This window comes from Streptomyces sp. NBC_00078, from assembly GCF_026343335.1.
GTDB lineage: Bacteria > Actinomycetota > Actinomycetes > Streptomycetales > Streptomycetaceae > Streptomyces.
The window spans coordinates 4,824,389-4,839,224 of the sequence record NZ_JAPELX010000001.1; the positions used below are offsets into that span (position 1 = coordinate 4,824,389).

The window sequence follows — 14,836 nt, forward strand, 5'->3', positions numbered from 1 at the left end:
CGGACACGGGGGCAAACGTTGCCCCCGTGGCACTAGGCAGTGGTCCGCCTGCGCAGTACCGCGCCGACGAGCACCGCACCGGCGAGGGCGACGACACCGGCCGTGACCATGCCCGTGTGCAACCCGCCCAGGATGTCGGCGCGGGACGGCGTGGCGCCCGACGAGAGGGCGCTCGTGCGGGCCGCGGCGATCGCGCTCAGACCCGAGACACCGATCGCGGCCACGTACTGCGGCAGCTGCGACAGACCGCCGACGACGCCCTGGTCCTCCTCGGTCACGCCCGTGGTCATCACGGTGATGAAGGAGACGACGCTGAAGACGTGGCCGAGTCCCATGACGGAGGAGGTGACGAGCAGGGCGGCCAGGTTCACGTCCTGCGGCAGGGCGAACATCCCTACCGTGCCGACGCCCTGGATGAGCAGACCCGCGCCGAGTACCCTCACCCCGCCGAACCGGCTGAGCAGCTTCGCTACATATATGCCGCCGAGGGTCGCGGCCGTGCCCTCGCCGAGGTAGCCCAGACCCGTCTGAAGAGCGGTGAAGCCCAGCACGTCCTGCATGTACAGGCTCAGCAGGACGGTCGTACCGGCGCACATGCCGAAGGTGATGACACCGAACAGCGCCGACCACTTCACGGAGGGCCGGTTGAGCACGGGCAGCGGCACCAGCGGCTCCGGGTGGCTCCGCTCGACCAGCAGGAACGCGGCCAGCAGCACCAGGCCCCCGACGACTCCGCCGAGCGCGGCGGGACGGGTCCAGCCCTCGTCACCGCCGGTGGAGATGCCGTAGACCAGGCCGAACAGGCCGAGTGTGGCCAGGATCGCGCCCGGGATGTCCATCCGGCGGGCGGCACCGGATTCGTGGATCGCCGGCAGGGCCAGCGCGCCGGCCAGCGCCGGTGCGCCCATCACGCACAGCGCGACCATGGTCCAGCGCCAGCTGAAGCCGTTGGTGATGACACCACCGCCGAGCGCGCCGAGCACGAAGCCCAGCGACATGACGGCGCCGTTGAGGCCCAGGGCGCGGGCGCGCTTGGGGCCCTCCCGGAAGTAGCCGGTCATCAGGGCGATGGCGGACGGGGCGATCATCGCGGCGGCGGTGCCCTGGCCGATGCGGGCCGCGATCAGCATGCCGGGGCTGTTGGCGAGGGAGGCGCCGAGCGAGAACAGGGTGAAGACGGCGACGCCGAGGGCGAACAGCCGCTTGCGGCCGATCAGGTCGGCGACCCGGGCGAACAGGGGCAGCAGGCTCGCCGACGGCAGCAGGCTGGCGGTGGCCACCCACTGCAGGGTGCCGGCCGAGGAGAAGCCGAGGGCGGTGCCGATGTCGGGCAGGGCGACGGTGACGATGGAGAAGTCCAGGCCGCACATGAAGGTGGCGCAGCACAGAGTGATCAGCACCAGCCACTCGCGTGCTGCGAAGACGCCGTCGGCGGCGGGCCCGGCTGGTGCGGCGACCTCGTGCGTGGGGTTGGCGGACGGTGCGGATTCGGTGACGGCCATGAGCGGTCCTTCCTGGTGATCTCGCAGGCCGGTCCAGCTTCGAATCGGGGGACCTGCGCAACAAGGACGATCTGTGCAACGATCGATTCGCCGGGCTCATCGTTCGAGGTCGCGGAAATGAGGGGCGCGGGAGAACCGGTCATGGAACGCCAGGAGATCGAGATTTTCCTGACCCTCGCGGAAGAACTGCACTTCGGGCGGACCGCCGAGCGCGTGGGTGTCTCGCAGAGCAGGGTCAGCCAGACCGTGGCCCGGCTGGAGCGCCGTATCGGTGCCAGGTTGTTCGACCGCACCAGCCGGCAGGTCACCCTCACGCCCATCGGGGAACAGCTCGGGAACGATCTCGCGCCCGCGTGGCGAGGGGTCGAGGAGGCCGTCGCCAGGGCCACGGCGGCCGGGCGGGGCATCACCGGCTCGCTGCGCATCGGTTTCTCCGGCGCGTTCACGGGCCATCTGCTGCACAGCATCGCCGAGGTGTTCGGGCGTCGCTACCCGGATGTGGACGTGCAGATACGGCAGGTGCAGATCTCAGACCCCTACGGTCCGCTGCGCGCGGGGGACATCGAGCTCCAGGTCACCGAACCTCCGCTGACCGAGCCGGATCTGACGCTGGGTCCGGTGCTGGTGTCGCAGCAGAGGGTGCTGCTGATGTCGTCCGCGCACCCGTTCGCACGGCGGGAGGCGGTGAGCGTGGAGGCGCTGGCGGAGGCGACGCTGCTGACAGTGGCCGGGAACGTGCCGGCGCACTGGCTGGACCACCACTTCCCGCGGCAGACGCCGTCGGGGCGGCCCATCCCGCACGGGCAGGCCATGACGCACTGGGAGGACGCGCTCTCCCTGGTTCTCGCGGGCAAGGGCGTGACACCGGTGGCGGCCGCCGGCGCGCACTACTACAGCCGTCCCGGCCTGGTCTTCAGGCCGCTCACGGACGCCCCGGGCATCGACTACGCCTTCGTCTGGCCCACCGGCCACGAGACGGCCCGGCTACGGGCCTTCGTCGAGGTGGCCATGGAGCGGGTACGCGCGGTGGGCGGCCCTTCGCGGGCCGTGGAGAGCCTGTGGGCGAACGAGGGCACCGGCATCCGAGGGTGATGGGGCGTCACCGCAGGGCTCCCGCGCCCCGCACTGCGATGTGTAAGGGATCAAGCGCGGCGCTACGCCTGGTCTGTAAGTGCAGGTCAGCGCCATGCTGCGACGTGATGGGGGCGCCTTCTCAAGGCGCCGTGCCCTCTGCGTGCCCCATCCCGGGGTACAGGAGTACTCGCAGAACGCGGCAAAGGCTTCCCAATGAAACAGCCCCAGGCTGCTGACCTGGGGCTTCAAAAAGAGCGGGTGAGCTGGGCCAGCCGTCGCACGTGCACAGGCCCGGTCTCGTCGGGACGGGATCTTCCGCTGATTGGTCACGTGAGATGTCCCGCCATCGGACCCACGCCGACCGTTCCTCGGTGTGGCACGGACGACGGGACAACACAGGGCCTGCGCCGCGGCGCAGGGAGATCAGTCGGCCAGCCGGTTGATGGCAGCGGCGGCGATGCCTTCCATATAGCCGGAGTCGTCGCTGGGCTGACCGGTGAGTTCGACGATGCCGAACCTGTGGCCGCTGCGGATCACCGCGACGCCGCCGGCGACCTTGCCGTCGCCACTGTAGGCCGGGTACCAGCTGCCCTCGCCGGCCTTGACGGTGACCGCATGCGCCTCGCCGTAGTACCAGTGGCCCGCCGGCTCATGCTGGCAGCCGCGCACCAGCTTGTTGAGCTGCTCCTCGTACGAGGCCGCCGACGTGCCGGTGGAACCGTCGGCGGCGGACTCGGTCAGCGAGGTGCCCTTGGTGTCGAAGGCCCAGGCCACGTCCGCATAGGCGACGGCCTTCCCCTTGGTCAGGGTGCGCATCGTCTCCTCGCCGGAGCACGCCGAGAGAGCTCGTTTCCCGCTCAGGCCCACGGTCGCGCCGACCGGGGCCAGGCCCTGCTGGAAGAAGTCCTCACTCTGCATCAGGCCGCCGGAGCCGAGGCCGGGCTCGGCAGCGGTGGCGGTGAGCGCGGTCGCCGACCGGTTCGCCGTACTGGTCTCCGCGCCGGCGGCAGCGGGATGAGTACCGATGACGATCGCGATCAGGGCGGTGCCGGCACAGGCAGCCGCTCCCGCCGTACGACCGCGACGCGAGAACCTCTTGCCGACTGCTTGGTGGTCGAACATCTCATCTCCTGTCTGGTGGCGACGCGGTTCGCGTCGTCGTACACCAGGGAGATGCCGCGGGTGGGCGAGATGTTGGATGGAAACCAGCGGCGACTGATGTGATCCACCTCACTCCATCAGGTGGGCTCGGACGGTCTCAGAGCCGCGTCACGGCCGCACGGACGATCCGCGTCATCGCAGCCGTGCCCAGGCAGGTGTCGACCTCCAGGACCCCGTAGTGAGAGCCGTTCTGGAGGACGGCGATGCCGCCGCACGGCTCCTTGCCCCGTGGGGCGGTCCCCGTGCTGTTCAGGTCACCGTCGTACATTCCCATCCAACTCGCGGTGATGTCCGCCGCCACGTCGATCGTGTGCGTCGGCCCGTAGACCCAGTGGGTGGCCACTTCGCTCTGGCACGGCACTTCCTCCAGCAGCAGGCGCTGTGCGTAGTTCCGGGCCAGTGCCCGGCTTCCGGCGTCGTCGGCGACTTCGCGGGCGACCTCGTGGTCGATGTTCGCCGCGGTGCCGGGGTCGTGGTTTCCGGGGTCCTTGAGTGTCACCAGATCGCGGAAGTGCGCGCCGTACGATCCCAGGGTCTGGCCGAGTGTCTTCTCGCCGGTGCAGACCGCGTTGGCGTAGTTGCCGTCTCCGACACGATCCCGCACCTGGATGCGCTGGGAGACCCCGGCCGTCCTGAACTCGGCGCCCGTCAACAAGTGCCGGTTCGTCATGGGGCCGCTCGCGGGCTTCGGTGCCGAAGAGCGGGCGCCCGGCGAGGCCGCCGCAGCGCCGGGCGTCGGCGACGGGCCGGTTGGAGTGGAGCGACCGGGCAGGACGAACCGGCCCGTCAACAGGCCGAGTCCGATGGCTGCCGTCAGGATGACGGCGATCGTCCGGGTTCGCACGACAGCCCCTCCCGGCTCTTACTCGGCTGATGCGGGCCGGCGCGGGCCGACGCGGGTCGACATGGGAAGCCGGGATGCCTCAGCAGGCACCGCCGAGGCGGTCCCGCATGAAGCGACGAGCCTGATGGATACGGTCCTTGACCGTGCCCAGGGGAGCGTCGGTGATCTCAGCGACCTGAACATAGGTCAGGTCTCCCAGGTCGCGCAGCACGAAGGATTCCAACAGGGCAGGATGTCGCTCCTCAAGCGCGGCCAGCGAGTCCATCAGGTCCAGGCGGGTCCCCGCGATGACGCTCGTCGTCCGAGGATCGACACCCTCGGGAAGGACCGCATGGCTGTCCTCCGCGCGTCGGCGCATCGAGCGATAGGTGGACCTGGCGGCGTTCGAGGCGATCACCGTCACCCACCCGAGGAACGAGCCTCGCCCGCTGTACTCGTGCAGATGGGTGCTGATGGACAGCAGAGCGTCCTGCGCGGCCTCTTCGGCGTCGGCGTGGTGCGGAAGGAACCTGGAGCAGCGCCGCATGACCGTGGGGCGGAGCCTGACGAGAAGGCGTTCCAGGGACGCCCGGTCACCCGCCTGGGCGGACACCACGAGCCGTGTCAGCTCACTCTCGTCGATCATCCTGCTGCTCCCCCGGTTCACGTACGACCGTGGACTTGGACTCCACCTGGCCACCCCGCGGTTCCCGGCCCCATCGCCTCAGGCAAAATGTCGCCGCATGCGGAAGCTAGGTCGTTACCTCCTTGAGGACAGACTGGGAGCCGGTTCGTTCGCGACGGTCTGGAGAGCATACGATCCTGAACTCGACACGGATGTAGCGGTCAAGGTGCTGGCCGACAACTGGGCGTCGAACGCCGACGTGCGACAACGGTTCCTGGCGGAGGCGAGGCTGCTCCGAAGGATCTCCAGCCCACGTGTCGTACGCGTTCACGACGTCGGTGTCCAGGACGAACGACCCTACTTCGTCATGGACTACGTCCGAGGCGGCACGCTGGCCGAGAAGGTCGGGCACTGCCGGCCCGCGGAGGCACTCCGTCTGGCGGCCGAGGCCGCATACGCCGTCCAGGTGCTCCATGACGCAGGCGTCGTCCACCGTGACATCAAGCCCTCGAACCTCCTGCTCGATGTCGGCCGTACGCCCACCGCCGTCCTCGTCGCGGACCTCGGCAGCGCGAAGCAGCTGGCCGACGCGTCCGGGCTGACCGTGACCACGGGCACTCCCGCATACATGGCGCCCGAACAGGTTCTCCAGACCGGCGGGTTCGACGGCCGGGCCGACGTATACGCCCTCGGGGTCGTCGCCTACGAGCTGTTGACCGGGCGCAAGCCGTTCGGTTCGGGCGGCCGCACCACCCTTGCGGCGGCGCAGGCACCGCCGCCATCGTCGCCGACGCTTCCCAGAGAGCTGGGGGCTCCGAACGGCATCGACACTCTTCTTCGTGCCGCGCTGTCCGTGGAACCCGAGAACCGACCCCCCCACCGCGCAGGCGTTCGCGGATGCACTGTTGTCCCAAGAGGGAGAGGAGCCGGTGCCGGCCAGGTCCTCAAGACCGACACCCCTCGCGGTCTGGCTCGCGGCGGGTGCGGTGTTCCTCGTGACAACGGTGCTGACCTGGTTGTCCCGCTGAAGGTGTGGGGTTCGTCAGGGCCGAGGCCTGCGCCGAAGGCATGCACGGACGCGATCAAGTGCGTTCCGTCGGGCGCTAGGAGCAAGTCGGTCAGGCGAGGGTGTGTGGCGAACAGGTCGTGGAACGAGGTGGCACCATCCAAGGCGCGGAACATGACGATCATCCTGCCCGCCCGCCGAACTGTGGCAGGGGTCCGACGATCTGAGCGGACCGGACCGAGGAGTACCGGCTCGGCGGTAGTGCCTCCGACGGAGCGTGGCCGATTCGAACTGACCGCAGCGCGTCTCCTAGGGCAGGGAACGGGTGAGCCACACCACTTCGCCACTGTCTTCGGCCGAGACGTGGTCGCGCTGGAACCCAAGCTTTTCGAGGACGCGAAACGATGGCGCGTTCCAGGGACGCACCGTCGACCAGAGCCGTTTCCGCCCGGTCGCGATCGCCGCGTCGAGCACCGCGGACGCCGCCTCGGTGGCATAGCCCTGCCCGTGCACGCGCCGGAACAGCTCATAGGCGATCTCCGGCTCGTCAACAGAGGCCCGACCGACAGTGAGCCCGCAATACCCGATGAAGTCGCCCGCTTCGCGGCGGATGACAGGCAGCAGAGCAATCCCTGTCAGCGCCGACGCAGCCCGCTGATCCTCGATCATCCGCCGGTTGTCCTCGATCGACGGCATGCCACCACCCCGTTCGGCGACGAGCACGCGATGGCCGTCGATGTCGGACTCGGTCCACTGACGCAACGTCAGCCGGGCGGTGTCGAGTTGGAGCGGCATCGGCCAATACGGCATGGCGACACCCTATCGACGCCACTCCCCAAGCCGGGCGACTGAGACCACGTGAGACGGGCAACCGTGGTCTGTCTCAACGAACCGAGCCCACGCATCACGCAGGTCAGCGAGACGCAGCACAAGGAAGCGGTTGAGCGAGCCGCCCGACGTAGCGGCGACCGCCCTCCAGCCGAAGGCGCGGGACCTCCAGGGTCAGCAACGAAGCCCCCTCCGTCAGTCGAATCCCGGAGGAGAACAGCAGATCAGCGAAGGCACCGTTGCGATCGGCCAGTCGCCCGGCCCACCTGGCTGACGGCAAGCCGTCAGCGCCATACCCCCGCATACCGACCTCCACCCAACGGCGAAATGCCCGCGGCGTCAGCCAACGGACCTCACTGGCACGGGCGTTCCTCGCCCAGGCCGCCGGCACCAGCACACGCGGACCGCTCCTCCCGGCCACCGACCGCATGATCACCGGGCTGAGCGTGACGTGATCTCGCTGCACCGCCCACTCGTACAGCCGGATCAGAGCGGCCAGCCCGCGGTTCCACCGTGCCCCACCGACCCGGCGCGGATTCCGCAGCGAGCGGGTCCGCCAGTCCTCGAAGTCCCACAGATCATCTGCTGTGGCGTCACGCCATGTCTTCCCGCGCCCCCACAGGAAGTCGCCAGAGCGGGGCCGCGCGCCACCGGCGGGCCGGCAGAGCCTCCGGACCGAACGCGATCAGGGCATGGCGAAGGCGCTCGCAGAACGTGCGCCCCGGGGCGTCCGCACCCGGGGCGCACGTTCGTGTCGACCGGGGCGAGTATCCGCGACGGCGCCGTATGCCGGACGGTGGTGCTACCGCTGCCCGCCTTCGGCCTGGTCGTCGATCCCGCCGGAAGCCCCGGTCACGCCGGCCACGAAGGTCGTCACGCTTCGAGCGGGAAGCGTGGCGGTGAAGGAGCCGTTCGACACGCCGGTCGTGCCCTGGGACGCGACGTTCCTGCTCGCATCGGTCAGCCAGGACGCGACACTGGAAATCCTGCTGTTCGCCAGGGAGAACTGCTGGCTCACCGCGGCAGTCCCCTTGTTGATGGCAACGACGACGACCGTGGGCTGACCGCCCCGGTACGCCGAGACGTAGACGTTCGGCGCCGGGTTCGCCGTCGCCTCGATCCGCACGTGTCCGGGGCGGACGAACCTCGCGAAGTGTGCCATGGTGGCGCCGCGCTTGCTGATCCGGCCGTCCTCCCGCATGGGGCCGTAGCTGCGCCGGATGTACCACCAGATGTACGCCTGGAACTCGGCGTCCACCATGGCGTGGTGGATGTGCTCCCCCACGTCGAGCGCCTGGGGCCAGAGGTCCGCCGAATCGGTGCTGTTGGGGTAGTAGACCTCGGTCATCCAGAGTTCTTTGCCCGCGCCCTTCTGTTTGAAGAGGGGATAGGGGAAGTCCGCGAACGGCGTGCCGTAGAGGTGGGCCCCGATGATGTCCACGTTGGCGAGCGCCACGGAGTCGTTGAGGATCGGGTCCGACATGTTCTTCCGGTACTGGAAGGACTCGGGCGCGATGACCCTGGTGCCGATCGAGCCGGCGTTCTCCCGCAGGAACCGGACCATTTCGGCGGGGGTCCACCACGTCCAGTCCTGAGCGTAATCGGGCTCGTTCTGCACCGATATGCCGTACAGGTTCACCCCGTTGTTCCGCAGGAACCCGTTGAAGTCGTTGAGGTGCTGGGCATAGGCGCCGTACATGTCGTACCTGAGGCGTCTCGCGTTGGTCTGACTGCCGTGGGCGAAGGTCTCGACCATGTCGGCGGGGGGATTCCACGGCGACGCGATGACGGTCGCCCCGAGCTCGGTCGCGCGCCTCGCCGTCGCCACATCACGGTTCCAGTCCGCCCGATTCTCGGGTACGGGAATCCTCAGCACGGATAACCCCAGCCGGTCCTCGCCGGTGCCGAACGCCGTGTCCCGCTGGGCGGCTGTCAGGTCGCCGATCCACGCCGAGTGGGTCATGCCGCCGAAGCCCCGAATCGTCTGCCGCCGCGCCGACGGGTCGATGACCGCCGAGGCGGCAGCAGTCGCGGCCGTGGCTTCGGAAGCCTCCACGGTCGACGCCGTGGCCGTGAGGACCGGCAGGGCCCCCAACGTCACCAGGACGGTTCTGCGGCTCGGCGATCGACGCTCGGTGCTCACGGGCTCATTCCGATCCTGCGTCATGTCTCCTCTTCGTGGTTGTCGGTGCGGACCTGACCGGCGCGCGTTTGGTAGCGCTCTCATTCGAGCGAAGGACCACGCGCTGGTCTTACGGAAGGGAGGTGCTGTCGCTCGTTGCCTCGGCCTGCCCCGGGCGGCTTGGCGAGCCACCTACGCCGTTCGAAGTCGCGAACAGCGTGCAGGATTACGCCTGTTGGGTAAGTCGGCAAGCTAACGACTACCACTCGCCACCGCAAGCCTCAGCCTCAGCCTCAGCGTGCGACGAGTGTGGGCGGGATGGTCGCAGCGAAGCCGGCGAAGCACCACTGCACTGTCGAGCCGATCAGGCAGCTGTCCGAGCCAACAGCAAAGGCAGGCGGCGCCGCTTCGGGGCGATCAGACGGCTTTCCTCCGGCCGATGCCAGGCTCGATATCCGGGGCCCGAGGGCGTAATGCGTCCGGCCCCGGTCACCTTCAAGACGACGGCAGGACACGGACGACTGGCTTGCTGAGAAGCAGACGGAGATCCGCCATGGCGAGTGTCGTGACCCGGAGGCCGGTGCCGTGGGCTTCCGTACTTGCGCCGATAGGTGGGTGGAGGAACGGGATGATCGACGAGGCCCGCGCCCTCGGGGAGGGTCACTCGGTGCCGGCGGGACGGTGAGCGTCCTCGTCCGGGAAGAGGGTTGCGGCCACGTGCCGGGTGTCGGCGTATTCGATGACCGAGGCGATCCTGCCGCCGCGGACCGTGTAGATGCCGAGGCAACGGTTGTCGTAGGTGTCGCCGCGTACGGTCGTGGCCCTGGCGGTCCATTCGGCCACCACGCGGTCGCCCTCGGCGATGGTGCTGACCAGTTCGATTTCCAGGGTGCCGGGGACGAAGGCAGGTCCCATGCCGCCGAGGAACTCGTTGATGATCGCGTCGCGTCCGTGCCACAACTTGGAGATGGGCAGGTCGCCCGGATAGTGCCGGCTCGCGTCCGCATGGAAGCTGTCGTGGATGACGTCGCCGTCGCCGTCGCGCACGGCCTCGACATAGCGGATGACGATGGCCCTGGGATCGCTGGTGATCATGATTCTGCTCCTTCGGCCGGTCTTGCCGCCGGTCGTTTCGGTGAGGTTCAGGACAGCGTGGTGAGGTTCAGGACAGGGTGGTGAGCTTCAGGACATGCTGAGGACGGCCTTGCCGCGGATCCGGCGGTCGCGCAGGTCGGCGAGGACGGTCGCGGTGTCGGCCCAGTCGGTGACACGGCCGATCTCGGGGTGCAGTCGGCCTTCGGCGGTCAGCCGGACGAGCGTCGCCAGATCCTCGTCGAGGCGGCTGTCCGCGTCGAGGTAGTGGAAATGACGGATGGAAGCCGATTCGGGCCCGGTGAAGAAGTCGAAGAAGTCGAGCGTCGCCGGCATGCGGCTGGCCTGCCCGAACCAGATCACCGTGCCGCGCCTGGCGAGCCGCGCGAGCGCGAGGGAGAGTGCCGGCCCGCCGGTCGACTCCAGCACGATGTCGTAAGGGCCCTGAGCATCGGTGACGTGGTGCACGACATCGGTGGCGCCGAGTTCCGCGAGCCGCGCGCCGCGCTCGGCGTTCCTGGTCACGGCGGTGACCTGGGCCCCGGCGGCGGTCGCCGGCTCGGTGACGAAGTGGCCCACACCCCCGGAAGCACCGGTCAGCAGGATCCGCCGTCGCGACAGCCCGGACCCTGCACTTCGGGAGGGCCGCCGAAGAGCTGAACACCAGCCAGCAGGCGCTGTCCAAGCGCATAGCGCGGCTGGAGAAGCAGCTGTCCGTGCAGCTGTTCGGGCGCCAGGGTGGGGTCCGGCTGAGCGAGGCGGGGGAGCGGTTTCTGCCGGCCGCACTCGACGCGCTCGCTGCGGGCGATCGCGCGATCGCGGCGGTGACGGATGCCGGACCGGTCGTACGGATCGACACCTGGGGACATCTGTACGCGCCGATGCGCACGGTCGCCGACGCGGTACAGGCACTCGGCCCGGTGCGGTGGGAGCCGAGCCCCGGACGGGACTGGCCGTCGGTGGCGGAGGCGTTGCTGCGCGGCGACACCGATCTCGGATTCGGCCGGGTCCACCCCTCCCTGACGGCCGGGACGCGAGCCTCACCCAGCGGCTGGTACGGCTGGAACCCGTCGACGCAGTCGTCGGCGGCGGCGCGGCCACGGCGACGGACGTCGACGTCTGCCCGGGACTCCTGACCTCTCGCCGGGCAGACGGCAACCCGATGGCCTCGAACCGTGTCCCGCGTGGGCCTCGCATTTCAAGCAAGTTGCCTGCTGAGCAGTGCAGTTGGGGAAGAACACCGATCGGGCCCTTGCACCCCGTGTGCCCCCGCCCGCCCTGAGCCGGACGGGCCAGGACCTGCTCGAAGGTCTCCACCAATGGATAAACCCCAGGCCACTGATCTGGGGTTTCAAAATGGAGCGGGTGACGAGAGTCGAACTCGCACTCTCAGCTTGGGAAGCGACGGCGCTTGCGTGGCCGTATGGCCACTGACCTGCGTGGATGCATCGCCCCTCCGTCGTTGCCTGTGCCTGGCTGGACCGCTGTTGCCTGTGGTTGTCCGCTCTTATGGGCACGCTGTGGGCACGGCTTTAAGGAAGGAGGCGACAGAGAGCTCGCGCGAAACGGGCTCAGCGCTTGGCTCGGCCCCCGGAGATGTCCGGCTCGGGGCGTCTTCGCGCGTGCACACGCCCGCTGGTGGGCCGTATCTCTGGAGTGCCTGGCCGGTGACGGCGGCGAACACGTTGTTGTCGTTCCCATTTGCCACGGCGAGGATGTGGCGCTGGCGGCGTGAGTCGGTGGGGTGGTGATCATCCCGGGGCGCCGCGTAGACCCTGATCGCTGTTCAGGATGGTGAGGTGGCGGCGACCGGCACGGCCAGTTTCCGCATGGTCTGCATGGTCGCTGTCGGTAGACGGTATGCGGGCAGGCAGGGACGCACGACATACATCAATCCAGTACATAGGCTACGCTTGGTACATGTCCATGAAGCGCACGAACGTCTACGCCGACCCCGAGGACCTGGCGATCATCAAGGAGGCGGCCAAGCGGCGGGGCATAAGCGAGGCCGAGATCATCCGTCAGGGCATCCATCTCGCGGCCATGGCGAACCGGGTCTGGGACGAGCCGCTTTTCTCGCGGACGTTCGAGGGGCCGGGTCGTACGTCATCCAAGGCTGAGGTCCGTGACGCGGTCGCTGACGCGGTCCGCCGCGAGACGGACTCCGGAAGCGCCGCGTGATCATCGTCATCGCCGACACGTCCGGCCTCCTGGCCGCTCTCGACTTGACGCACCCGGAGCACGGAGCGGCGAATGAGGCGATCATGGCGGCCGGTCTCCTGGTCATGTCCCCCCTCCTGCTGGCGGAACTCGATCACGTGGCCACGCGCGAGTTGGGACGCGCAGCTGCCGTCAGCGCGGTCGACGACCTGCGGCGCTGGATGAGCCGGGGTCGGGTCGTCATGCCCGAGATCACGGAGGACCACTTGGGCGCCGCGCAGTCCGTCCGCGTCCGCTACGGCGCGCTCGACCTGGACCTCGCCGACGCGGTGAACGTGGCGCTCGCGGCCGACTACGACACCGATGCGATCCTCACCCTCGACCGAAGGGACTTCAGGGCCGTACGCCCCTTGGGCCGCTACAAGGCGTTCCGGGTACTCCCGGACGACCTTCCGCTATGACGCGAGATCCTCGGCGGCCAAGCGCCTGCTCCCGCAAGGAAGTTGTGCCCCGTCTTGTCGAGACGCGCGATGAGCGGTAGGCGCCCGGCGTCGCCCGGGACGGGCAGGCTGAGTGCTCCGACCACGCGAACCTGCTCATGGTTGACGTGAAGTCGCAGGTCAGCGTTGTGCTGCAACGTGAGCGCGCTGCACCCGCAAGGCACTCGTGCCCTCCGCATGCCCCATCTTCGAGCGCGACACGTGCCAGAAAATGCGGGAGAGCCCCGCTCGCGTAAAAGCCCCAGGCTGTTGACCTGGGGCTTCAACAAGAGCGGGTGACGAGAATCGAACTCGCACTCTCAGCTTGGGAAGCGACGGCGCCTGGACGGTCAGACAGCTTCTGGCCTGGCGGTGTGTGCTCGGGTGTGGCGCTCGGCAGCGCACCGCTGTTGACCGTGGTTGACCGGTCGCAAGGGCACGCTATGGGCACGACGCGGGCGATTGGGCGCAGGGAGTGCCTCTTCGCGGCTGACGACCACCTGAGCCCTGGAAGCGAGCGCTGACCGGGAAAGCACCGTTGCGCGAGCACAGGGAGGAGGGTTCAGTGCTGGCCGGACAGCCGGCCAAGCTGAGTGATTCCGTGCAGGTACAGAGGGCTGGCGACGAGTACGTCGCCGGCATCGCTTGGACAGGCCCAGGCGGCTGGGTCGAGATCCCTGCCACCACCAACTTGGGAGCTGGTGTGGGCTCGGACGGTGAACGTGCCGCTGCGGGTGGTGGCGATGGCCAGGCGGCGGCCGGTGCCGCCGTCTACGCGGGTGCGGACGTGGCCGGGGTGGGTGAAGCGGTCGAAGACGCGCTTGCGGCCTTCGGCGGGGATACCGGGCTGTCGTCGGTCCCTTCAGGACCACGTCGTGGTCTTCCCCGGCAACTCGCGGTGTTTGGGTGCAGTTCGTAGCCCGACTGTGTGACGTGCCCAGTCCAAGTGTGGCTGCGTTGCGCGCCTATCCGTCCCGCTGCGGTGCAGGGTGCTTTCGTCGGGGGGGCCGGGTGTGCGACGGCTCCTGTGTCTGTCCTGACGGGCCGGCCGACGTCCAGCTGTTCTCCAGCGCGTCGTCCGGTCGCTGAGGGCGTCCGTCCGCAACGCAGAAGGAGAGATCGTGGTGGCTGGAAACGTCAGCGAGAGCCGCGGGGCAATGCCCGCGCAGCTTCTCAGGGGCCAGAAGGCGCTGGTGACCGGTGCCAATTCGGGCATCGGCCTGGCGACCGCCATCGCCCTGGGCCGGGCCGGAGCGGACGTAGTGGTGAACTACGTCGTCGGTGCGCACGAGGCAGAGAACGTCGTGAAGGACATCCAGGGCTTCGGGGTTCGCGCCTACGCCCACGAGGCCGACGTGTCCGACGAGGACCAGGTGAACGCCATGGTCGCGCGGATGGTCGAGGAGTTCGGCACTATCGACATCATGGTGGCCAACGCGGGCCTCCAGCGGGACGCGGCCGTGACGGACATGACGCTCGCCCAGTGGCAGAAGGTCATCGACGTCAACCTGACCGGCCAGTTCCTGTGCGCGCGGGAGGCCGCCAAGGAGTTCGTCCGGCGCGGCGTGGTGGAGGAGGTCTCCCGGTCGGCGGGGAAGATCATCTGCATGAGTTCGGTCCACCAGATCGTCCCGTGGTCGGGGCACGTGAACTACGCCTCCTCCAAGGGCGGTGTGGGCATGCTGATGCAGACCCTCGCCCAGGAGCTGGCCCCCAAGCGGATCAGGGTCAACGCGGTCGCACCCGGCGCCATCCGCACACCGATCAACCGTGACGCCTGGTCCACCCCCGAGGCCGAGGCAGACCTGCTGCGCCTGATCCCGTACCGCCGCGTCGGAGACCCGGACGACATCGCCAACGCCGTCGTCGCCATGGCGTCCGACCTGCTCGACTACGTCGTCGGGACCACCCTCTACGTCGACGGCGGAATGACGCTCTTTCCCGGCTTCGCCACCGGAGGCTGA

General features: G+C 69.0%; 14 protein-coding genes and 2 pseudogenes. 8 read left to right on the forward strand and 8 right to left on the reverse strand.

From position 1 onward, the window contains the following. Positions 1-32: 32 nt before the first annotated feature. Positions 33-1,502, reverse strand: coding sequence for an MFS transporter (locus OOK07_RS22600; RefSeq protein ID WP_266798161.1), 1,470 nt, complete (start codon positions 1,500-1,502; stop codon positions 33-35). Between the two features lie 141 nt (positions 1,503-1,643). Here OOK07_RS22600 and OOK07_RS22605 point away from each other — a divergent pair, with 141 nt between their 5' ends. After that, positions 1,644-2,594 (forward strand): LysR family transcriptional regulator, encoded by a 951-nt coding sequence (locus tag OOK07_RS22605; RefSeq protein WP_266798162.1) that lies wholly within the window; start codon positions 1,644-1,646, stop codon positions 2,592-2,594. 405 nt (positions 2,595-2,999) lie between these two features. Here OOK07_RS22605 and OOK07_RS22610 read toward each other — a convergent pair whose 3' ends face one another. The 3 genes from OOK07_RS22610 to OOK07_RS22620 all read right to left on the reverse strand — a co-directional run bounded on the left by OOK07_RS22610 (position 3,000) and on the right by OOK07_RS22620 (position 5,206). Further along, positions 3,000-3,698 (reverse strand): hypothetical protein, encoded by a 699-nt coding sequence (locus tag OOK07_RS22610; RefSeq protein WP_266682587.1) that lies wholly within the window; start codon positions 3,696-3,698, stop codon positions 3,000-3,002. 136 nt (positions 3,699-3,834) lie between these two features. Then, entirely contained in the window at positions 3,835-4,581 is a 747-nt protein-coding gene (locus OOK07_RS22615) for a hypothetical protein (RefSeq protein ID WP_266682588.1), read from the reverse strand. 79 nt (positions 4,582-4,660) lie between these two features. Beyond that, positions 4,661-5,206 (reverse strand): RNA polymerase sigma factor, encoded by a 546-nt coding sequence (locus OOK07_RS22620; protein ID WP_266682589.1) that lies wholly within the window; start codon positions 5,204-5,206, stop codon positions 4,661-4,663. A 97-nt stretch (positions 5,207-5,303) separates the two neighbouring features. On the opposite strand from OOK07_RS22620, the pseudogene OOK07_RS43475 reads away from it, so the two are divergent. Beyond that, positions 5,304-6,002, forward strand: a pseudogene (locus OOK07_RS43475) (serine/threonine-protein kinase); the annotation flags it as partial. A gap of 498 nt (positions 6,003-6,500) precedes the next feature. Here the strand turns inward: OOK07_RS43475 and OOK07_RS22630 are convergent. Continuing rightward, positions 6,501-7,001 (reverse strand): GNAT family N-acetyltransferase, encoded by a 501-nt coding sequence (locus tag OOK07_RS22630; RefSeq protein WP_266682591.1) that lies wholly within the window; start codon positions 6,999-7,001, stop codon positions 6,501-6,503. 820 nt (positions 7,002-7,821) lie between these two features. Next, the gene (gene xynC, locus OOK07_RS22635) at positions 7,822-9,186 is read right to left on the reverse strand and encodes a glucuronoarabinoxylan endo-1,4-beta-xylanase XynC (RefSeq protein ID WP_266798164.1); all 1,365 of its coding nucleotides are present in this window, start codon (positions 9,184-9,186) and stop codon (positions 7,822-7,824) included. Between the two features lie 173 nt (positions 9,187-9,359). On the opposite strand from xynC, the gene OOK07_RS43730 reads away from it, so the two are divergent. Continuing rightward, positions 9,360-9,674 carry a hypothetical protein gene (locus tag OOK07_RS43730; RefSeq protein WP_524540337.1) on the forward strand — a complete coding sequence of 105 codons (315 nt, stop codon included), beginning with the start codon at positions 9,360-9,362 and terminating at the stop codon, positions 9,672-9,674. Positions 9,675-9,801: 127 nt separating this feature from the next. Here OOK07_RS43730 and OOK07_RS22645 read toward each other — a convergent pair whose 3' ends face one another. Both OOK07_RS22645 and OOK07_RS22650 read right to left on the reverse strand, forming a co-directional pair. Next, positions 9,802-10,236 carry a nuclear transport factor 2 family protein gene (locus OOK07_RS22645; protein WP_266798165.1) on the reverse strand — a complete coding sequence of 145 codons (435 nt, stop codon included), beginning with the start codon at positions 10,234-10,236 and terminating at the stop codon, positions 9,802-9,804. Between the two features lie 87 nt (positions 10,237-10,323). Next, entirely contained in the window at positions 10,324-10,812 is a 489-nt protein-coding gene (locus OOK07_RS22650; protein ID WP_406312176.1) for a zinc-binding dehydrogenase, read from the reverse strand. Between the two features lie 77 nt (positions 10,813-10,889). Between OOK07_RS22650 and OOK07_RS22655 the strand changes: the two are divergent. The 5 genes and pseudogenes from OOK07_RS22655 to OOK07_RS22675 all read left to right on the forward strand — a co-directional run. Then, positions 10,890-10,940: pseudogene (locus tag OOK07_RS22655) on the forward strand (hypothetical protein); the annotation flags it as partial. 9 nt (positions 10,941-10,949) lie between these two features. Beyond that, on the forward strand, positions 10,950-11,369 hold the full coding sequence (locus tag OOK07_RS22660; RefSeq protein ID WP_266802334.1) for a hypothetical protein: 420 nt from the start codon (positions 10,950-10,952) through the stop codon (positions 11,367-11,369). Positions 11,370-12,153: 784 nt separating this feature from the next. Continuing rightward, positions 12,154-12,414, forward strand: coding sequence for a ribbon-helix-helix domain-containing protein (locus OOK07_RS22665; RefSeq protein WP_266682594.1), 261 nt, complete (start codon positions 12,154-12,156; stop codon positions 12,412-12,414). Continuing rightward, complete coding sequence (locus OOK07_RS22670) at positions 12,411-12,854, forward strand: PIN domain-containing protein (protein ID WP_266682595.1); 444 nt, start codon at positions 12,411-12,413, stop codon at positions 12,852-12,854. The genes OOK07_RS22665 and OOK07_RS22670 overlap by 4 nt, the downstream gene beginning before the upstream one ends. A gap of 1,175 nt (positions 12,855-14,029) precedes the next feature. Then, on the forward strand, positions 14,030-14,836 hold the full coding sequence (locus OOK07_RS22675) for an SDR family oxidoreductase (protein WP_266802007.1): 807 nt from the start codon (positions 14,030-14,032) through the stop codon (positions 14,834-14,836).

What these genes read in the sequence shown, in the direction of transcription:
- xynC (WP_266798164.1), bottom strand. Translation starts at nt 9,186, where the DNA reads ATGACGCAGGATCGGAATGAGCCCGTGAGCACCGAGCGTCGATCGCCG.
- OOK07_RS22630 (WP_266682591.1), bottom strand. Translation starts at nt 7,001, where the DNA reads ATGCCGTATTGGCCGATGCCGCTCCAACTCGACACCGCCCGGCTGACG.
- OOK07_RS22600 (WP_266798161.1), bottom strand. Translation starts at nt 1,502, where the DNA reads ATGGCCGTCACCGAATCCGCACCGTCCGCCAACCCCACGCACGAGGTC.
- OOK07_RS22605 (WP_266798162.1), top strand. Translation starts at nt 1,644, where the DNA reads ATGGAACGCCAGGAGATCGAGATTTTCCTGACCCTCGCGGAAGAACTG.
- OOK07_RS22620 (WP_266682589.1), bottom strand. Translation starts at nt 5,206, where the DNA reads ATGATCGACGAGAGTGAGCTGACACGGCTCGTGGTGTCCGCCCAGGCG.
- OOK07_RS22645 (WP_266798165.1), bottom strand. Translation starts at nt 10,236, where the DNA reads ATGATCACCAGCGATCCCAGGGCCATCGTCATCCGCTATGTCGAGGCC.
- OOK07_RS22675 (WP_266802007.1), top strand. Translation starts at nt 14,030, where the DNA reads ATGCCCGCGCAGCTTCTCAGGGGCCAGAAGGCGCTGGTGACCGGTGCC.
- OOK07_RS22610 (WP_266682587.1), bottom strand. Translation starts at nt 3,698, where the DNA reads ATGTTCGACCACCAAGCAGTCGGCAAGAGGTTCTCGCGTCGCGGTCGT.
- OOK07_RS22665 (WP_266682594.1), top strand. Translation starts at nt 12,154, where the DNA reads ATGTCCATGAAGCGCACGAACGTCTACGCCGACCCCGAGGACCTGGCG.